Here is a 16,346-nt window from a genome sequence, read left to right as displayed (position 1 = left end):
CGCTACCCTCGAAAGTATGCCGATTTGGTCCAAGTCGTCTCGAGCTAGTTCAGAAAAGAAGGCAGCGGTGTCAGTAGGTCAAAGCCACGAAGAGAGCTCAGTCGAGCTCAAGAAATGGCTGGCGGGGCTTAAGCCTGTGACTGGCGCGGACACAATGCTGCGATTCGTCAAGACTCCGGAAGGGTCGATCGACCTGAGCAGCGGCCACCCCTCCGGCTTGGCTCAGCTCCTCGCGGGGCGGCGAACGCGTCTTTCCACGCTGATCCGGGACCGCCAGCAGTACATTGTTGCCGCCCGCGCTGCCCGGAACCTTCGCTCGAAGATCTTCGAACTCGGCAACGACCGGGGGATCGACGCCGGGTACCTGGCTTGCGGTACCGTGGTCTGGACATCCGCAGTTGGCGGGAAAGCCCAACGCATCTCGGCTCCCGTCATGCTGGCTGCCGTGTCCTTGACGGCCCGGCCGGGCGAGGACGACTACGAGCTGCAGCTCACTGAACAGGCAAGCATGAACCCGGCGTTGGTCCGGCATTTGAAGACCGTGCACGGGATTGTCTTCGACGTTAATGCAGTCACCCGCATGGCGTACAACACCGCCCGCCTCGACCCCCAGCCTGTGCTCGACCGCCTGGCCACCTTGGTGCAGCCGATACACGGTGCCGAGGTAAGCCACAACTTGCTCGTGACCACGCTCGCTGATCTGTCCGGCAACCTCGATGATCCGTGGATTAACGAGAACAACAAGGTTGTCACCTCCCTGTTCGAGGCGGCGACCGGAGTCGACATCGAGCCCGAACCGATCAAGTCCGGTCGGTTTCCGAGCCTTGACGAGCGGGACCCCTCGGAGGAAGCACTCCTGCTGGACGCGGACACGGATCAGCAGTACGTCGTGGATGCTGTCCGAGCGGGTGATTCGCTCGTGGTCAGTACGCCGCCGGGCAGCGGCCAGACGCAAACGGCCATCAATGCCATCGGTGCGCTGGTCACGGAAGGCAAGTCGGTCCTCGTAGTCGGGGACCGCCGGGCAAGCCTTAACGGCCTCGCTGCCCATTTCGAGGTTCTGGGACTTGAGTCGATGCTGTTCCGGCCCGGGAACGGCGCCACTGCCCAACAGCTCAAAGCACAGTTGGTCAGCGCGATCATCCGCAACGAGAAGTCCCTGGAACCGCAACTCGCGAATCTTCATAAGACCCTCACCGAACACCGGCATGCGCTGCTGGACCATGTTGCGTCCTTGCACAACGTACGTGAGCGGTGGGGGTGCTCTCCGTACCAGGCGATGCAGTCCCTCGCTGAGCTGACCGCAATCCAGCCGGCCCCTGCCACTACCGTGCGCTTGAAGCGCAGCGTCCTGGACAACATCAAGGACCGCGCCGAGCTTTCCGAAAGGCTGCGCCGGGCCGCCGAACTTGGCAGCTTCAGCCGCGCGTCCACGACGAGTCCTTGGTACGGTGCCCGCTTGGTGACGAGAAAGGAAACCGAGGAAGCCCAGCAGTTGGCCAGCACCGCGGCGGAGAAGCTTCCGCAGTTGCGCGAGCGGATGAACCAGGTTGCGGAGCACTCCGAAATCCGGTTGGGGGCCAACTTCGCCGAATGGGGCGAGCAGCTTGAATTGTTGACGGCGGTGCGGGAGAGCTTGGATAAGTTCACGCCGGACATCTTCGACCGCCCCGTGCACGACCTGATTTCCGCGACGGCGACGTCTGCCTGGCGACGCGAAAATGGCATCGAGATGCCGTCGATGCAGCGATCGCGACTGCGCCGTGTGGCCAAGGAGTACGTCCGGCCCGGAGTTCACATCGCGGACCTGCACAGTTCCCTTGCGCTCGTCCAGGAACAGCGGGCGCTGTGGGCCGAGTACGCCACCACTCAGCGGCATCCCGCGGTGCCTTCCGGTCTCGCCGATCTGGGAGCGAACTACCGGGAATTGGACCGTGACCTTCGCCGTCTTGGAGATCTCCTCAAGCACACGGCCGATGGAGGGGACCTTCACGCTACGCGTTTCGAGAACCTCATGGAGCGCCTCGAACGGCTTGTCGCCGATACTTCGACCCTCGAAACCCTGCCGGAGCGGACCCTCCTGGTCGAGAACATGCGCGAACATGGCCTGGGGGAGCTCCTCGCCGACCTGGCCGAGCGGGAGGTACCAGCGGAGTCCGTCGGTGCAGAGCTGGACCTCGCGTGGTGGCAGTCCGCCCTGGAGGCGATGATCAGTGGCGATGACTATCTCGCCATGTCCGATGGCGATTCCCTTCGCCGGCTCGAAGCAGAGTACCGGCTTGCCGATCACGCTCACATTGCGAGCGGGGCGGCCCGGCTGCGGTGGAAGCTCGCTGAAAATTGGCGGGCCGGAATTGTCGAGCATCCGCGGCAGGCAGAACTCCTCCGGAACCTCATCAAAGACGGCAGGGTCACTCTTTCCGCCCTCAGTGCACAATCGCCGGCGCTCGTCGCCCGTTTGGTGCCGGTTTGGTCCGTCAGCCCCTATCTGCTGACCGGCCTCTTGCCGGCCGAACAGAAATTCGACGCCGTGGTGATCCTCGATGCCGAGAGCACCTCCTTGCAAGCGGTCCTGCCGGCCATCGCCAGAGCCAAACAAGTGATCGCTTTCGGCGACGCGAAGATTGCGAACGCCCGTACATTCAGCGTCGCGGTCGAACCTCCAGTGTCGGGAGTCGCCAGCCAGGACACCGTCGACAGCGCTTTCAATGCCCTGGCACGAGTCTTGCCCACGTGGCAGTTGAACTGGGTGTATCGCACAGTTGACGAAGATTTGATTCTCCAGCTGAGCAAGAACTACTACGACGGGGGCCTTCGCCGGTTGCCGGACGGCCAATCTGTGACGGGCCTGGATCGCTCGGTTGTGGTGGAGTACATTCCGGACGGCACGGGGCTCCCGGGCTCCGACATGGAAGGCGTCGAGTCGGTTGCGGCCGAAGTCAACCGTGTAGTGGACCTGGTGTTCGAACATGCAATGCTTCGTCCGAGGACCTCCCTTGCGGTGGTCACTGCCAGCCTGCGCCACGCCGCGAGGATCGGCGAGGCGATCAGGCTTCAGCTGCCCAACTATCCGTTGCTGGCCGGTTTCTTCAACGCCGGCGTCGAGTCCTTCCGTGTGGTGGACCTGGAACGGGCACAGGGACTTGTCCGGGACCACGTCATCTTTTCCCTCGGCTTCGGACGCACTCCGCACGGGCGGGCCCTTCACAGTTTCGGGCCGTTGTCCGCGGAAGGGGGACGCAACAAATTCGCATTGGCGATGACCCGATCCCGGCGTTCGCTGCATGTGTTGAGCTGCTTCCGCCCGGAGGACCTGGACTTGGACCGGTTGTCGCATGGTGCGATCGATTTCTACGAGTTGCTGGACCGCGAGCTTTCCGGAAATTCGGATCTCGGCACGCCGGCAACGCGGGCAGCGGCCAGTGAACAGGCATTGGGTGAAGACCCATTGGTGGCGGATCTGGGCGAAAGGCTCCGTGCCCGCGGCGCCCGGGTGTGGCACCACTACGACGGTGCGATCGACATCGCCGCGGCAGCCGACCCCGTGCACACGATCGGCCGCGAGGACGCCGAAATGCCCACTCCCGTAGCCATCGAGTCGGACGGCACGGAACGTTACCGGAGGATGAGTGTCCGGGAGCGGAGTCGTCTGCGACCCCAGCTGCTGGAACGCCTTGGCTGGCGTTACATGTCCTTGTGGACGATTGAAGTGTTCACCGATCCTTCGTCCTGCGCCGACCGCATTGGTTCCTACTTGCGATTGGAGGGGACGGCCGCACCGACCTTCGAGGCGGAGGAGCATGGTTTCCTCGACGTCGACGTTGAACAATTGGATATGGATACCAACGCGAAGCCGTCCGAGAGGGTCGCGGACGTTGGCGGCGGCGACGCACATGGTTCCGCAGCCGGTTCCCAGTAAGGAAACGCAATGTCGGGCAATGAACATGCCGAACCGAACCACCCCAGTAGGGCCGAGGCAGGCGCTGTAGGGCCGGGCAGCCAGCCGGTCAAGGAGTCGGTCCCCCAGACGGAAAACCAGGCTGATGAGCAGGAAACCCTGGACCAGAAGCCGAGGCCAAAAAGAAGGCGGGCGGCAGGAGGCATCCTGCCCAAGAAAGCGTCCGAGGATGATCCTCGACGCTGGGGAGACGAACCCGACGACGATCGGGACGCGTGGTTGAGGGAGCAGCGGCCGCCACACTGGGGCTGACAAATCCACTGTGGGTCCACCTAGCTTTCGGGGGACCCGACGGGAGCGCCGGTGGGAGGACTGACCAGTACGAAGAACAGCTTTCCCTTGGTTGATGCTCCGGCCAGGCTTTCGGACTGTTGAGGGTTGGCTGCGACAACCAGCAACCCATCGGAGTCGTTCGTGCCGAGCCACTGGCTGGCCTTGCCTCCCTGCGTAGAGGTCCATAAGACGGGAACGGATGCCGCCAGGACTTCGGATTTCCGTCCCGGCCCGTCGCCCGCCGTGAGCACGATATTGACCAACTGGCCGGGGGATACAAGCTGGATGGATGCGGGGTCTGCCATCCGCAACGGCACGGCGGCGGTGGCAGGAGCCGTTCCTGTCAGCAGCCCCGGTCCCACTAGCTGGGCATTGGTGGGAATTTGCCCTTTTCGCAATGGTGACGCGAGTTGTTTACCACGCACCTCGGCGCCGGTGGTCAGTGCTCCTGCCGGGGCTCCATCCGGGATCACGGCAAGGAGGGTGAAGTCGGATTCCGAAATGTTGGCGCCTGCCGGAAGATCCCGAGCCGCGGACAGGACCTTTACCCGGGCCTCCGAAGCCGGAGTCAATTGGTGGACGGTGATACCGGCGGCGACGCACAGCAGCAAAGCAGCGACGAGGCGGCGGTTTCGGTTCAGCCAGAGGACGGGCCTTCGGCCGCGAAGCGACCGGGGATGGAGCGACCGGGGAGGGGGAGCGGCGTTCCTGGCGGACGGGCGGCGGCCGACGGGGTGGCTGCGATTGTTTCGGACGGGAGCTGTGGCCGCGGAGCGGGCACCATGTGCAAACGTGATTGCTGGCATGGTGCCACGCTATGCGCGGGTGTCCACCGTCCGTAGGGGGTTTTAGCCGTATGTGGACAACTTAGAAAATGCTTGCGGTCAGCTGGCTGCAGGTGCCGGAACCGACGCGGGTGCGGCAGCAGGGGCGGAGGCCGCGGCGGGAGCGGAAGGAGTGGCAGACACCGTGCTTCCCTTGGAGTCCCTGGAGTCCGTGCGGTAGAAGCCCGATCCCTTGAAGACAACCCCTACGCTGTTGAACTTCTTGCGCAGCGAGCCTTGGCACTCCGGGCAGTCGGACAGGGAGCTGTCCGTGAATGCCTGGACAATGTCAAAGGCGTGGCCGCAGTCTTTGCAAGCGTAAGCGTATGTTGGCACTGATGATCCTCCTCGGGGACGAACTACAGGTCCTGTCCTGCATGGGTGGATGTATCTTCCCATTAGCAGTCCTAGGGCCCGAGTGCCAATTCTATCACCCGTTGCCGTTGTGACCAGTAGGAATTGTGGTGGACTCCACAGCCCACGGGGCCGGTATTCCCTAGCCGGCCGATGCCAGCCGGACGACGCGGTCGGGCGTGAGTACTTCTGCCACGGCCTTGTCGAACGGTTCCGCCGGAATAGTGCCGGCCGGCAGGATTTCGTCGTCGTAGACCACGGCGACGGTGGGTGGACGCCGGCCCGAGTTGTCCAGATGTTCGAGGAGTCGATCGTAGTAGCCGCCACCCTGACCGATTCGGCTCCCGCTCCCGTCGACGGCGGTGGCCGGGAGGATGATGCCCGCCGCCTCCCTGACGACGTCGCTGTCGAAGCGCTCGCCAAGGGGTTCGTCGATCGGAGCGTATCGCGAACGGACAAATTCGGTTTCCGGGGTCCAGTACACCCAACTCAGCATCCTTTCCGGCTCGCAGATAGGAAGGAGGACGCGGTATCCGGCTGCGTACAGGGCTGCCAACAGGGGCATGGTCGGTGGTTCGGCTGCTACTCCGACGTAGACGGCGAACGTCGCGGATTCACCTTGCGCGGTTGCATTCGCCCAATCGAGTCCGCGGCGGGCAATGCCTGTCCCGGCCTCGGCACGCTGCTGTTCGGTGAGGCTGAGCCGTTGAGTCCGGTGCTTCCGGCGGATGTCGTCTTTCAAGGTCATTCTTCGCTCCAGTCCTTGGCGCTTTCGGCCAGCATGGGTTCGGTCAACGGACAGGCATTGGTCAGCTGAACCATGGTCCTTTTGCCCAATCTCCGATTCCTTCCGTTAGATTAGTCCGGTGACTTCCAATAACTGTGCTGTCCGAAAAGCCGTTATCCCCGTTGCCGGGCTTGGGACCAGGTTCCTGCCCGCCACTAAGGCAATGCCCAAGGAAATGCTGCCTGTCGTGGACAAGCCGGCCATCCAGTACGTTGTCGAGGAAGCGGTGGGGGTCGGCCTTAACGACATCCTCATGATCACAGGACGCAACAAGCGCGCTTTGGAGGACCACTTCGACCGGGTGCCCGCATTGGAAGCTACCCTGGAAGCAAAGGGCGACACCACCAAGTTGGACGCCGTCCAGGCAACAAGCAACCTGGGCGACATCCACTATGTCCGGCAGGGCGATCCCAAGGGCCTTGGCCACGCAGTGTTGCGTGCCAAGCAGCACGTCGGGCATGAACCCTTCGCCGTCCTGCTTGGTGACGACCTGATCGACGCGCGGGACAACCTCCTGAGTGACATGATCGAGGTTCAGCGGCAGACCGGAGGATCCGTTGTGGCCCTGATTGAGGTCGAGCCTTCCCAGATCAGCGCCTATGGTTGCGCGGACATCGAGGACATCAGCGAAGACGGTTATGTCCGCATCAAGCAGCTGGTGGAAAAGCCGTCCGCGGATGAAGCTCCGTCCAACCTGGCCGTGATCGGCCGTTACGTCCTCCACCCTGCCGTCTTTGACGTTCTTGAGGAAACCGAGCCGGGCCGGGGCGGGGAGATCCAATTGACGGACGCGCTTCAGGTGCTGGCGGCTGCCGACGGCGAAGGCAGCGGCGTCTACGGCGTGGTCTTCCGCGGGCGGCGTTACGACACAGGCGATAAGTTGAGCTACCTCAAGGCTTGCGTTGAGCTTGCTTGTGACAGCGATGACCTCGGCCCTGGTCTTCGTGAGTGGCTGCCAGGCTTTGCCTCCGGCCTCAGCAAGTAGCCCCTGGTGTGGGCCACGGCTATTTGGCCGGTGACACTTGAGTGCGGGGACCTTATATTGCGCCCCATCCACTACCGGGACAAGAAGGAATGGACAGCTGTCCGTTCGCGCAACAGCGACTGGCTCGCGCCTTGGGAGGCGTCGAATCCCGCGCCGGGCGGTCGCCTTCCGAACTATCGGCAGATGGTGGCCTCGCTTAATTCCCAGGCACGGCAAGCCAGTGCCCTTCCCTTCCTCATCACGGAGAGGGTCCCGGGGTTTCCCGAGCCAAGGATCGTAGGGCAATTGACGGTTTCCTCGATTATGTGGGGATCGGCAATGACTGCCACGCTTGGTTACTGGGTGGATGAGGCCCGGGCCGGGCACGGAATAGCGCCCACCGCCGTAGCGATGGCAACGGACCATTGTTTCTCGGCGCTCGGCCTGCATCGGATGGAAATCAATATCCGGCCTGAAAACGGGCCGAGCCTGCGGGTCGTCGAAAAACTTGGCTTTCGCGACGAAGGACGCCGTCTCCGTTTTCTTCATATCAATGGGGAATGGGCTGATCACCGCAGCTTTGCGTTGACGTCCGAAGAGGTCCCGGGAGGCTTGCTTTCCGCGTGGCTCGGGAGGCAGGCAAACTAGTCCGCCGCTGGATCTACACCGGTAAATCCATTGATTTGCCGACAGTCCCACGACACACCGATGGCAATGCGGTGGCCCCTGCATATTTCCTTCTACGGTTTTGAATGTGGACTTCCCTCTCAGCAGCTCGGTGGTACTGGTCATTGCTGTCGCGCTGTGGATTTTTTGGGTGGCGCCATACATGTTGCAAAACCGACGCCAACAGTTCGTGGTAGCCGGTGAAGCGCTGATAGACGACAGTGAAGATAACGCTCACGAACCGCAAGCCGGGGTGGTTTTGTCAATCGTTCCCCGGCAGGAGAAAGCAATGGAAACCATGCAGAGCAACGTAACCGCATTGCCCACGGGAACCGCCGCCTCCGGCGAACGACGTGACGCTGCGACGAATGCCGTGGTCTTCAAGGTCAGATATGGGCGCTGTGCGTTAGCTCTGGCGGGGCTCTTCCTGCTGCTGACCGCTGTTGTGACCGGGGTGCTTAGGGTCTTGGACCTCGTTTCTGGTTGGTTGCCGGTGATCGCTGCGATCGGTGCGTTCGGGAGTGTGTTCTTCCTTCGCCGCCTTGCCATCAGAGACCGTAGGGCCAAGGTGGATGCAGCCTTCCGCTCGGCAATGGCACCGGTCGCCGCTGCACCTGCCGTGCATCGTGCAGACAGCGCTGCTCCGGAACCCGGGGAAGTTGATCGGCCGCAAACCAAGGTGTTCGACGCGGAGGCCGAGGCGCGCGCCGCCAAGCGGCTGACCGCCGTCGAACTTCGCCAGGCAGCACTCAAAGTGGCCGTGGCCGCGGGTGACGAATCCGCGCAGTTCGCGGCCGACGTCAAGCCGTCCTCTTGGGAGCCGGTGGACGTTCCCAAGCCTACTTACGTTGACGCGGCCAAGGCCCCCCGGCCCGCGCCGGAACCCCTCGCCCTGCCCGAGGCGCCTAAGCCGGTTGGGAAGCCGACCCTGAAGCAGGCCGGCGCAGCGGTCGCGGCTCCAGCAGCCCACACGCAGCACAGCAAGGCGCAGAGCGCTTTGAGCAACCTCGACGACGTCCTGCAGCGGCGCCGGGCGTAAGCCCCGGATGACACGGGTCTGCGTTGCGGGTGGAACCGGTCAGGTGGGCCGGGAAGTAGTCCGTTTGGCGCTCGACGCCGGACTCGACGTCTCGGTGCTCAGCCGCCGACCGCCGTCGGGCACCTCAACCGGTCACGACGGCGCGCGCTACTTTCAAGCCGATGTCACCACGGGCGACGGCTTGCTGGACGCCTTGCAGGGCGCCGACGTCGTGATCGACTGCCTTGAGGGGCGCACCGGCAAGGCGAGACGGAAATATTCCGACGGCGGTGCACGGCTTCTTGCCGCGTCCGCCAGCGCCGGAGTCGGACGGGCGGTGCTCCTCTCCATCATTAATTGCGATGAGAGCGAAGCCGCCTTTTATGTCTCGAAGGCGGACAAGGAGCGGGTGTACGAAGCTTCGTCCCGCGAAACCGTGGTGGTCAGGGCAACGCAGTTCCACAGCCTGGTAGCCGCCATTTTCCGGGCCGGTGAAAAGCTGCGACTGGTTCCTGTCTTCAAGGGGGCCCGCTTCCAGACGATTGCGCCGGCTGACGTCGCGGCAGTGTTGCTCGAAGAGGCGCTGGGGGAGCCATCCGAGGTCCAGCACCGCAAGCGGACCATCGGTGGCCCGGAGATCCTGACAATGCGCCAGATGGCCGAAATCTGGCTGAGGACGGGGCATCCCGGGCGCATCGTGGAGTTCCCGTTGCCCGGAGCGATGGGGAAATATCTACGGAGCGGACTGAACGTCATCCCGGAACAGAGGGCCGGAAGCGACACGTTCGAGTCCTGGTTGGCGAAGAGCGAGAAAAGTTTGTAGCCTAGGGAAGTTGGCAACACACGTTGACCAGGGGCTATAGCTCAGTTGGTAGAGCGCTTCGTTCGCATCGAAGAGGTCAGGAGTTCGAATCTCCTTAGCTCCACAGTGAAGGCCCTCTGACCTGCGGAAACGTTGGGTGGGAGGGTCTTTTTTCGTGGTTAGAGTTGAACCCGCCACACGGAAACCCACGTTTTGGGACGAAAACGCGCGCCTAGCGCGGAGCGTTTGGCCGTGTGTTGCGGCCCCTGCCGGGTGATTCGGGGCGGTCTCCCGAAGGCGGCGGAGAGCGAATCTGTGGAACTGTCGGTGACGGTCGAAAACTGAGCCATTGTGACGGCGGCGGAATTCAGCGATCGTTGCAAGTCCAAAGGACCGCTTTGGATGCGTCGGATCAGAACGGGACCTGACCGAAGAACGGCGCTTTTGACAACAAGCGTTCGGCGCCGGCCACCTGGACACATGTCGGGGAAGCTGTGATCGATTCCCCGATCGTCCGCGCTCCGTGGTGCGGTATAGCCGGTGGGATGTACCGCATCAATGCCAGCGGCGACTCCCCAGGACCGTTACAGCAGCGGTGATGGCGATGCCGAGGCCGATCGGGACGCTGAGATGGATCCGGAGCAGGAGTACTCCGATGACGGCCCCGGCGAACATAGCGAGGACAGCGCCCAGCCGTCGGTTGAGTAACCGGGGCCGTTGCTTGCCCACAAGTGACTCTCCGGCGAGGGAAGTCATGGTGGAAGTAATGACCACTGTGGTCATGTCTCGTACGCCCAAATGCCGCGCAATCAGGGCCTGGGAGCCCATGTGCATGGCGATAACGGCGACAACAAAGACACCAATGGACTGCCGGCCGACGTCTTCCACGATGAGAGAGATGGCGGCGGTTCCCGTCAACGCGATACAACCCGCTGTGAGAAGGAGCGTGACCCTGCGGTTCCAGCCTTTCGGGCTTGACTGGAGCGTAAATCCGGCAACCGCCGCGCCGAGGAGAAAGGCGCCCAGTGCTACCAGTGGGCCCAAAGTTGGCAGGTTCGCCGCCCCGGCCAACGCCATCGCAAGAATCACCACGTTGCCGGTCATGTTTCCGGTGAAGACGTGATCAAGTCCAAGGTAGCCGACCGCGTCAACCACACCTGTAACGAGCGTGAGGGCCATCATCAGCAGCAGTCGGAACTTTTCGGGAGACGACGCATTTTCTTGTGGGGTAGAGGCGGTTATGGTTCCTGAGCTGGCTACGGCTGATGTCATGGTCTAAGGGATCCTTCATCGTGAGGGGCGGTCTGTGTGACCACCCCTCGGACATGCTTGTTGGTGGTTTTAGATGGACTGGCTGGCAACTACGGCGACGCCGTCGTCCCGGCCCTTGCCGTTCAAGATCGTGAACGTTGTCTCGCCCAACTGGACAAGGGTGTCATCGTCAATCAGGCCCTCGGCAAGGATGTGCCCGTTGGCCGTCTGTGCGTCCATGCCGCCAACCACGAAGCGCGGAAGGCGGGAGCTATGCTTCTGCCTTCGTGAGCCGCTCGGCTTCCTGCCGCGCATTGTTGGCGCGGCGCTCAGCCTTCAAGCTTGGAATGCTCGCCCAGACGGTGCCATGAACGGTTGTGGTAGACCAGAGCGTCGCCGGGTTCGCCCGCTTGGACGTCACGCATCACGCGGGACTCTAGGGCGTGAACGGCGATGATTGTGGAGGTCCCCACCTCCATGCGATTGATGACGGCGCAGCGCACCCAGGCGCGGACATCGTTATACACCGCTTCGCCGGTTGCAAGGGGCGACCAGAGGTGCGTGTGGTCAAAGCGGTCGACGCCGGGGGTAGCCCCAAACTTCGCCAAGTCGACGTCGTGCGCGTCCAGCAAGTGCACGACGACGGTTTGGGCGCGCGAAAGCACCTCGGACGCAGAGGACAGTGCCGAGACCGAGAAAATCAGCAACGGAGGTTCCGCACTCACTGACACGACCGACGATACCGTCAGTGCCACCGGTCCTTCGCCGGCATCCGCCGTGATGACGGCGACACCTCCCGGGTGGCCACGGAACAGTGCCTTGAAGTCCTCGGCCGAGAGGGAGGACGGGAAGCTTTTCTTCGGAGCCTCGAGCCAGGTGTCTGCGGGGTAGGCGTGAAACATCGTTATGACACCCTGGGGGCGGAGCGGGCGAGTTCCTCGCGAACAATGTTCGTCCCTGCGCTGAGAGCACTCAGCTTGGCCAGTGCGACGTCCCGGGGGAACGGTGCCATGCCGCAGTTAGAGCTGGGGATGAGCTTGTCCGCATCGACGAACTGCAGGGCCTTCCGGAGGGTGTCGGCGACCTCCTCCGGGGTCTCGATGGTCTCGCTTGCGACATCGATTGCCCCGAGCATGACTTTCTTGCCTCGGAGGAGCTCGATGAGGTCCATGGGCACGTGGGAGTTCCGGCTTTCCAGCGAGATGATGTCGATGCTGGATCTCTGCAGCAGCGGGAACGATTCCTCGTACTGCCGCCACTGTGGGCCGAGCGTCGCCTTCCAGTCAGTATTCGCTTTGATCCCGTAGCCGTAGCAGATATGCACGGCGGTCTCCGCACGCAGTCCTTCTGCCGCTCTCTCAAGCGCCGCCACGCCCCAGTCCTTGACCTCATCGAGGAAGACATTGAACGCGGGCTCGTCGAACTGGATGATGTCCACGCCGGCCGCCTCTAGTTCTTTCGCCTCCTGGTTCAGGATCGCGGCGAACTCCCATGCCAGCTTCTCGCGGCTCTTGTAGTGGTCATCGTAGAGCGTGTCCACCATCGTCATTGGACCGGGAAGAGTCCATTTGATCGGCCGGTCGGTGGCTGCGCGGAGGAACTTTGCGTCTTCCACGAATACCGGCCGCTCGCGGCGCACCGCTCCGACGACGGTCGGTACACTCGCGTCGTAGCGGTCGCGGATGCGCACGGTCTTGCGCTGTTCAAAGTCGACCCCGCTGAGATGCTCGATGAAGGTCGTGACGAAGTGCTGGCGGGTTTGCTCGCCGTCACTGACGATGTCGATGCCGCGTCGGCTCTGCTCGTGGATTGCGATGCGCAGCGCATCCTGCTTGCCCTCAAGCAGCGCATCTCCCTCCAGCTTCCACGGGGACCAGAGAGTCTCCGGCTGTGCGAGCCACGATGGTTTCGGCAGGCTTCCGACAACGGTGGTGGGCAAAAGTGTGTTCATGATTGACGATTCTCCGTGGGTCAGTTGACGAGAGCGGGGTAGTTGGCGGTCCACTGGTCCAACAGATCCTTGTGGGGCGTGATGAAGTGCTCCTCCGTGTACTTCGCCTGCGTGATCGCGAGCTGACCGCGCTCGACGCGGTCGTAAGCGATCTGGGTCCGCGAGTAATCCTGCTCTCCCAGGCTCGGCTGGTAGACGGGGGTCGCGGCGGAGTTCGCGTTGTAGATCTCCGGGCGGTAGATCTTCTGGAACGTCTCCATTGTGCTGATCGTGCCGATGAGCTGCAGGTTGGAGTAGTCGTTGAGCAGGTCGCCGCGGAAATAGAATGCGAGCGGCGCAACGCTGCCCCGTGGCATGAAGTAGCGGACCTGCAGCCCCATCTTTCCGAAGTACGCGTCCGTCAGCGAGAACTCGTCCTGCTGGTACTCGACGCCCAAGACCGGGTGACGGTTCCCGGTTCGTCGGTACGTCTTGCTCGTGGAGACGCTGATGCAGACCACTGGCGGCTGCGGGAAGCGTTCCTGGCATTCCGGGGAATCGAGGAAGTGCTGGAACAGTTTGCCGTGAAGATCGCCGAAGTCCTCGGGAACGGTGGGCTTGCCTGAGTCCCCTGCTGCCGCTGGCAGTACTACGCTGAAGTCGAAGTCACGGACGTAGGAGGAGAAGTTGTTCCCCACGATCCCTTGGTGGCGGACCCCGTTCCGCTGGTCGACGATCTGGATGTCGAGAACCTCGAACAGTGGGAACTGCCGATCCGTGCCTTCCGCGGTGAGCTGTATCTGCACGGAGACGATCTCAAGCTCGAGCGTGTAGCGGTCCCGGTCCGGGTTGTCCCAGTCTGCGAGATCGTTGAAGCGGCGCCGCATCATGGTCAAGGCGTTGCGGAGGTTCTCCTGGCGGTGCTCGCCCCGTGCGAGGTTGGCGAAATTCGTCGTGATCCGGGAGCCTTCCGACGGGGAGTAGTCCTCGTCGAAGCGGGTAGTGGTGATGCTGAAGGTGAAATCGTCTGCCATGCGCTGCCAATCCGTTGATGATGGGCCGGAGACGGCCTTTCAGAAGGGGATGTATCCATGTTGCAACCTTCCGGGGCTATCGAGTAACTAGGCGTTACTATGCATTGATATAGAATTTTCCTATGGCACAGCTTTCGAGCGGACTGACCCTGCAGCAGCTCCGCTACTTCATAGAAGTTGCAGCTGAGGGGTCAATCTCGGCGGCTGCCGATCTTCTCTACGTAGCGCAGCCGACAATGTCCGCAGCGATGAAGGACCTTGAGGCCCGGGTGGGCCGTGCGCTCCTGGTTCGCTCCGCCCGCGGGGTCACCCTCACCGCCGACGGGGCAGAGTTCCTCGGCTACGCGAGGCAGGTCGTCGAGCAGTTCGCCCTCCTTGAGCAGCGCTACCTTGGTAGGCCACCGACGCGACGTCTGCTCGGGGTGTCAACGCAGCACTACTCGTTCGCGGTGGACGCCTTCGTCCGGATGGTCAAGACCACTGAGGTGGCCGAATACGAGTTCTCGCTCCGTGAGTCCCGCACCTGGGACATCATCGAGGATGTCCGGACGCTCCGCAGCGAGATAGGCATCCTCTACCGTAACGATTTCAACCGGAAGGTCATCGACAAGCTGCTCCGGGAATCCGGGCTCGCGTTCAGTCCGCTTTTCCTTGCCGATCCGCACATATTCATTTCACGGAACAACCCGCTCGCCTCAAAAGAGCGTGCGACTCTCGCCGATCTCGCCGGCTTGCCGCGGCTAACCTTCGATCAAGGTGCGAACAACTCTTTTTACTTCGCCGAGGAGATTCTCTCCACCTTGTCCAGTAAGCGGGAGATCCGGGTCTCTGACCGTGCGACGATCTTCAACCTTATGATCGGGCTCCACGGCTATACGATCTCGACGGGCATCATCAGCGGGCAGCTCGACCCGGAGATCGTCGCCATCCCGCTCGACGTTGACGAACGCATCGAGATCGGCTGGATCGGTTACGCCGCGATTCCGCTCACCGACCAAGCGCAGCGCTACCTCAGGGAATTGCGGGCCGTCGTCGCTGAGTTCGGCGTAGCGCTACTCGACTGACTGCAGTTGAGCGGGCGGGTCTTTACCCTTTCGGTGATTGGAGCCGAGCTCCTTGCAGGTCGAACCGGTCGCCAGGATCACGGCAGGTGCTTAGGACCAGGGCAGGTGCTCAGTGGGTATTACCGGCTCCGGTGACCACCCGCTGTAAACTGCGTCGGTGCTCACGAAGGACTCTTTCCTGGGACTCAGGGCGCTGGAGGGCTATTTGGCGGCCGGGATCAGCGACTCGATGAGGCCCTCGATGCGGGTCTTGATCTCGTCGCGGATGGGGCGGACGGCTTCGAGGCCCTGTCCGGCGGGGTCTTCGAGGACCCAGTCCTCGTAGCGCTTGCCGGGGAAGTACGGGCACTCGTCGCCGCAGCCCATGGTGATCACGACGTCGGAATCCTGGACGGCCTCGGTGGTGAGGACCTTCGGGATCTCGGCGGACATGTCGATGCCCAGCTCGGACATGGCCTCCACCGCTGCGGGGTTGACCTTGTCCGCGGGCTGGGAACCGGCGGAGCGGACCTCGATGGCCCCCTCGGATAGCGTGGTCAGGAACGCAGCCGCCATCTGGGAACGGCCGGCGTTGTGCACGCAGACGAACAGGACGGAAGGCTTCTTGGCGGTTTCGGTGCTCACGGGTTTCTCTCCTCGGATCAGCGTGGATGGTGGGATTCGGTCTGGTTTGAGGTCATCGTGCCGCACCGCCTAGATATTGATGACTGTCAATATATGCCCGGCGTCGGGTTCAGGCCGCGTGGAGGCGGGGTGCGAGGTCATTGATGCGGCGGTTGATCTCGGTGAAGGCGTTCTCGAAGGCCTCCCGGGTGTTCAGGCGGAGGGGGTCCGGGATGGACCAGTGGATGCCGCGAAGACCGGGGAGTTCCTCATGGGCGTTGTCGCAGACGGTGACGATGAGGTCTTCCTCGCGCGCCACCTCCTCCAACGGGTGCGGGGTCAGGCCCGCGAGGTCCAGACCGTAACGGCGTGCGACGTCGATGGCTCCCTGGGCGATGCGCTCGGCGGGGTGCGTGCCCGCCGATGCCGCGGGGATGTCGCTGGCCTGTTGCCAGAGCGCGGTGGCGAGCTGGGAGCGGGCGCTGTTGCGCGTGCAGACGAACAGGAGGCGGCCCGCGCCGTGTTCGCGCCCGGGAGCCAGCCCGTCGAGCGCGCCGGGGGCGAGCTGGAAATAGCTGCGGCGTTTGTCGGCTTCCGAGCGGTGGCGCGCAGCCAGGCCGGCGTCTTCCAGGGTGCGCAGGTGGTGGGAAAGCAGGTTCGAAGGCATCCCGAGCTCGGACTGCAGTTCCGTCGGGGACAGGTCGCCCAGGGTTAGCAGGTCCACGATCCGCAGCCGCGCGGGATCGGCGAGGGCGGCATGCTTGGCGACCCGCGCCCGGAAAGCATCAGTTAGCTCAATATTCATTGGTTCAATTTTG

17 protein-coding genes and 1 tRNA gene are annotated in these 16,346 nt (G+C 63.1%); 8 read left to right on the top strand and 10 right to left on the bottom strand.

The window, feature by feature from the left end:
• The first annotated feature begins 16 nt into the window (after window positions 1-16).
• Together ABCW42_RS15160 and ABCW42_RS15155 are read left to right on the top strand one after the other, a co-directional pair.
• Window positions 17-3,919, top strand: coding sequence for a DUF4011 domain-containing protein (locus ABCW42_RS15160; RefSeq protein ID WP_423181995.1), 3,903 nt, complete (start codon window positions 17-19; stop codon window positions 3,917-3,919).
• Window positions 3,920-3,928: 9 nt separating this feature from the next.
• Entirely contained in the window at window positions 3,929-4,210 is a 282-nt protein-coding gene (locus tag ABCW42_RS15155; RefSeq protein WP_423184974.1) for a hypothetical protein, read from the top strand.
• A 20-nt stretch (window positions 4,211-4,230) separates the two neighbouring features.
• On the opposite strand, the gene ABCW42_RS15150 is transcribed toward ABCW42_RS15155, so the two are convergent.
• The 3 genes from ABCW42_RS15150 to ABCW42_RS15140 all read right to left on the bottom strand — a co-directional run bounded on the left by ABCW42_RS15150 (window position 4,231) and on the right by ABCW42_RS15140 (window position 6,157).
• Window positions 4,231-5,037 carry an RcpC/CpaB family pilus assembly protein gene (locus ABCW42_RS15150; protein ID WP_423181994.1) on the bottom strand — a complete coding sequence of 269 codons (807 nt, stop codon included), beginning with the start codon at window positions 5,035-5,037 and terminating at the stop codon, window positions 4,231-4,233.
• 78 nt (window positions 5,038-5,115) lie between these two features.
• Window positions 5,116-5,391: an FmdB family zinc ribbon protein gene (locus ABCW42_RS15145; protein WP_423181993.1), complete on the bottom strand. Its 276-nt coding sequence runs from the start codon at window positions 5,389-5,391 to the stop codon at window positions 5,116-5,118.
• Window positions 5,392-5,551: 160 nt separating this feature from the next.
• Entirely contained in the window at window positions 5,552-6,157 is a 606-nt protein-coding gene (locus ABCW42_RS15140; protein WP_423181992.1) for a 5-formyltetrahydrofolate cyclo-ligase, read from the bottom strand.
• Window positions 6,158-6,275: 118 nt separating this feature from the next.
• Between ABCW42_RS15140 and galU the strand changes: the two genes are divergently transcribed.
• From galU to ABCW42_RS15115, 5 genes are all read left to right on the top strand, one after another.
• Window positions 6,276-7,181 (top strand): UTP--glucose-1-phosphate uridylyltransferase GalU, encoded by a 906-nt coding sequence (gene galU / locus ABCW42_RS15135; protein ID WP_423181991.1) that lies wholly within the window; start codon window positions 6,276-6,278, stop codon window positions 7,179-7,181.
• A 6-nt stretch (window positions 7,182-7,187) separates the two neighbouring features.
• The gene (locus ABCW42_RS15130) at window positions 7,188-7,808 is read left to right on the top strand and encodes a GNAT family N-acetyltransferase (RefSeq protein ID WP_133202295.1); all 621 of its coding nucleotides are present in this window, start codon (window positions 7,188-7,190) and stop codon (window positions 7,806-7,808) included.
• Window positions 7,809-8,115: 307 nt separating this feature from the next.
• The gene (locus tag ABCW42_RS15125) at window positions 8,116-8,865 is read left to right on the top strand and encodes a hypothetical protein (RefSeq protein ID WP_423181990.1); all 750 of its coding nucleotides are present in this window, start codon (window positions 8,116-8,118) and stop codon (window positions 8,863-8,865) included.
• Between the two features lie 43 nt (window positions 8,866-8,908).
• Complete coding sequence (locus ABCW42_RS15120) at window positions 8,909-9,667, top strand: SDR family oxidoreductase (protein WP_423181989.1); 759 nt, start codon at window positions 8,909-8,911, stop codon at window positions 9,665-9,667.
• Between the two features lie 30 nt (window positions 9,668-9,697).
• A tRNA-Ala gene (locus ABCW42_RS15115) sits at window positions 9,698-9,770 on the top strand.
• A gap of 431 nt (window positions 9,771-10,201) precedes the next feature.
• On the opposite strand, the gene ABCW42_RS15110 is transcribed toward ABCW42_RS15115, so the two are convergent.
• From ABCW42_RS15110 to ABCW42_RS15090, 5 genes are all read right to left on the bottom strand, one after another.
• A complete protein-coding gene (locus ABCW42_RS15110) occupies window positions 10,202-10,918 on the bottom strand; it encodes a YoaK family protein (RefSeq protein WP_423181988.1) in 717 nt (238 codons plus the stop codon).
• Between the two features lie 69 nt (window positions 10,919-10,987).
• Entirely contained in the window at window positions 10,988-11,137 is a 150-nt protein-coding gene (locus tag ABCW42_RS15105; protein ID WP_423181987.1) for a hypothetical protein, read from the bottom strand.
• Between the two features lie 89 nt (window positions 11,138-11,226).
• Entirely contained in the window at window positions 11,227-11,799 is a 573-nt protein-coding gene (locus ABCW42_RS15100) for a flavin reductase family protein (RefSeq protein ID WP_423181986.1), read from the bottom strand.
• Window positions 11,800-11,801: 2 nt separating this feature from the next.
• Window positions 11,802-12,848 carry a methionine synthase gene (locus ABCW42_RS15095; protein WP_423181985.1) on the bottom strand — a complete coding sequence of 349 codons (1,047 nt, stop codon included), beginning with the start codon at window positions 12,846-12,848 and terminating at the stop codon, window positions 11,802-11,804.
• 20 nt (window positions 12,849-12,868) lie between these two features.
• Window positions 12,869-13,861, bottom strand: a complete 993-nt coding sequence (locus ABCW42_RS15090; protein WP_423181984.1) for a DUF1852 domain-containing protein — start codon at window positions 13,859-13,861, stop codon at window positions 12,869-12,871.
• 122 nt (window positions 13,862-13,983) lie between these two features.
• Here ABCW42_RS15090 and ABCW42_RS15085 point away from each other — a divergent pair, with 122 nt between their 5' ends.
• Complete coding sequence (locus ABCW42_RS15085; RefSeq protein ID WP_423181983.1) at window positions 13,984-14,925, top strand: LysR family transcriptional regulator; 942 nt, start codon at window positions 13,984-13,986, stop codon at window positions 14,923-14,925.
• 201 nt (window positions 14,926-15,126) lie between these two features.
• Here the strand turns inward: ABCW42_RS15085 and ABCW42_RS15080 are convergent, their stop codons facing one another.
• Complete coding sequence (locus ABCW42_RS15080; RefSeq protein ID WP_423181982.1) at window positions 15,127-15,549, bottom strand: arsenate reductase ArsC; 423 nt, start codon at window positions 15,547-15,549, stop codon at window positions 15,127-15,129.
• A 109-nt stretch (window positions 15,550-15,658) separates the two neighbouring features.
• Entirely contained in the window at window positions 15,659-16,333 is a 675-nt protein-coding gene (locus ABCW42_RS15075; RefSeq protein WP_423181981.1) for a metalloregulator ArsR/SmtB family transcription factor, read from the bottom strand.
• Window positions 16,334-16,346 lie beyond the last annotated feature (13 nt).

Origin of the sequence: Arthrobacter sp. NyZ413, assembly GCF_049390645.1 — a bacterium.
Taxonomy (GTDB): domain Bacteria; phylum Actinomycetota; class Actinomycetes; order Actinomycetales; family Micrococcaceae; genus Arthrobacter.
Note: the sequence above shows the minus strand (reverse complement) of the source record. Positions and strands in the feature narration are given on the sequence as shown.

Excerpts from the sequence above, each read along its gene's own strand:
- ABCW42_RS15155 (WP_423184974.1), top strand. The coding sequence starts at position 3,929 with ATGTCGGGCAATGAACATGCCGAACCGAACCACCCCAGTAGGGCCGAG.
- ABCW42_RS15140 (WP_423181992.1), bottom strand. The coding sequence starts at position 6,157 with ATGACCTTGAAAGACGACATCCGCCGGAAGCACCGGACTCAACGGCTC.
- ABCW42_RS15110 (WP_423181988.1), bottom strand. The coding sequence starts at position 10,918 with ATGACATCAGCCGTAGCCAGCTCAGGAACCATAACCGCCTCTACCCCA.
- ABCW42_RS15095 (WP_423181985.1), bottom strand. The coding sequence starts at position 12,848 with ATGAACACACTTTTGCCCACCACCGTTGTCGGAAGCCTGCCGAAACCA.
- ABCW42_RS15125 (WP_423181990.1), top strand. The coding sequence starts at position 8,116 with ATGGAAACCATGCAGAGCAACGTAACCGCATTGCCCACGGGAACCGCC.
- ABCW42_RS15090 (WP_423181984.1), bottom strand. The coding sequence starts at position 13,861 with ATGGCAGACGATTTCACCTTCAGCATCACCACTACCCGCTTCGACGAG.
- ABCW42_RS15105 (WP_423181987.1), bottom strand. The coding sequence starts at position 11,137 with ATGGACGCACAGACGGCCAACGGGCACATCCTTGCCGAGGGCCTGATT.
- ABCW42_RS15150 (WP_423181994.1), bottom strand. The coding sequence starts at position 5,037 with ATGCCAGCAATCACGTTTGCACATGGTGCCCGCTCCGCGGCCACAGCT.
- ABCW42_RS15100 (WP_423181986.1), bottom strand. The coding sequence starts at position 11,799 with ATGTTTCACGCCTACCCCGCAGACACCTGGCTCGAGGCTCCGAAGAAA.
- ABCW42_RS15160 (WP_423181995.1), top strand. The coding sequence starts at position 17 with ATGCCGATTTGGTCCAAGTCGTCTCGAGCTAGTTCAGAAAAGAAGGCA.
- ABCW42_RS15075 (WP_423181981.1), bottom strand. The coding sequence starts at position 16,333 with ATGAATATTGAGCTAACTGATGCTTTCCGGGCGCGGGTCGCCAAGCAT.
- ABCW42_RS15085 (WP_423181983.1), top strand. The coding sequence starts at position 13,984 with ATGGCACAGCTTTCGAGCGGACTGACCCTGCAGCAGCTCCGCTACTTC.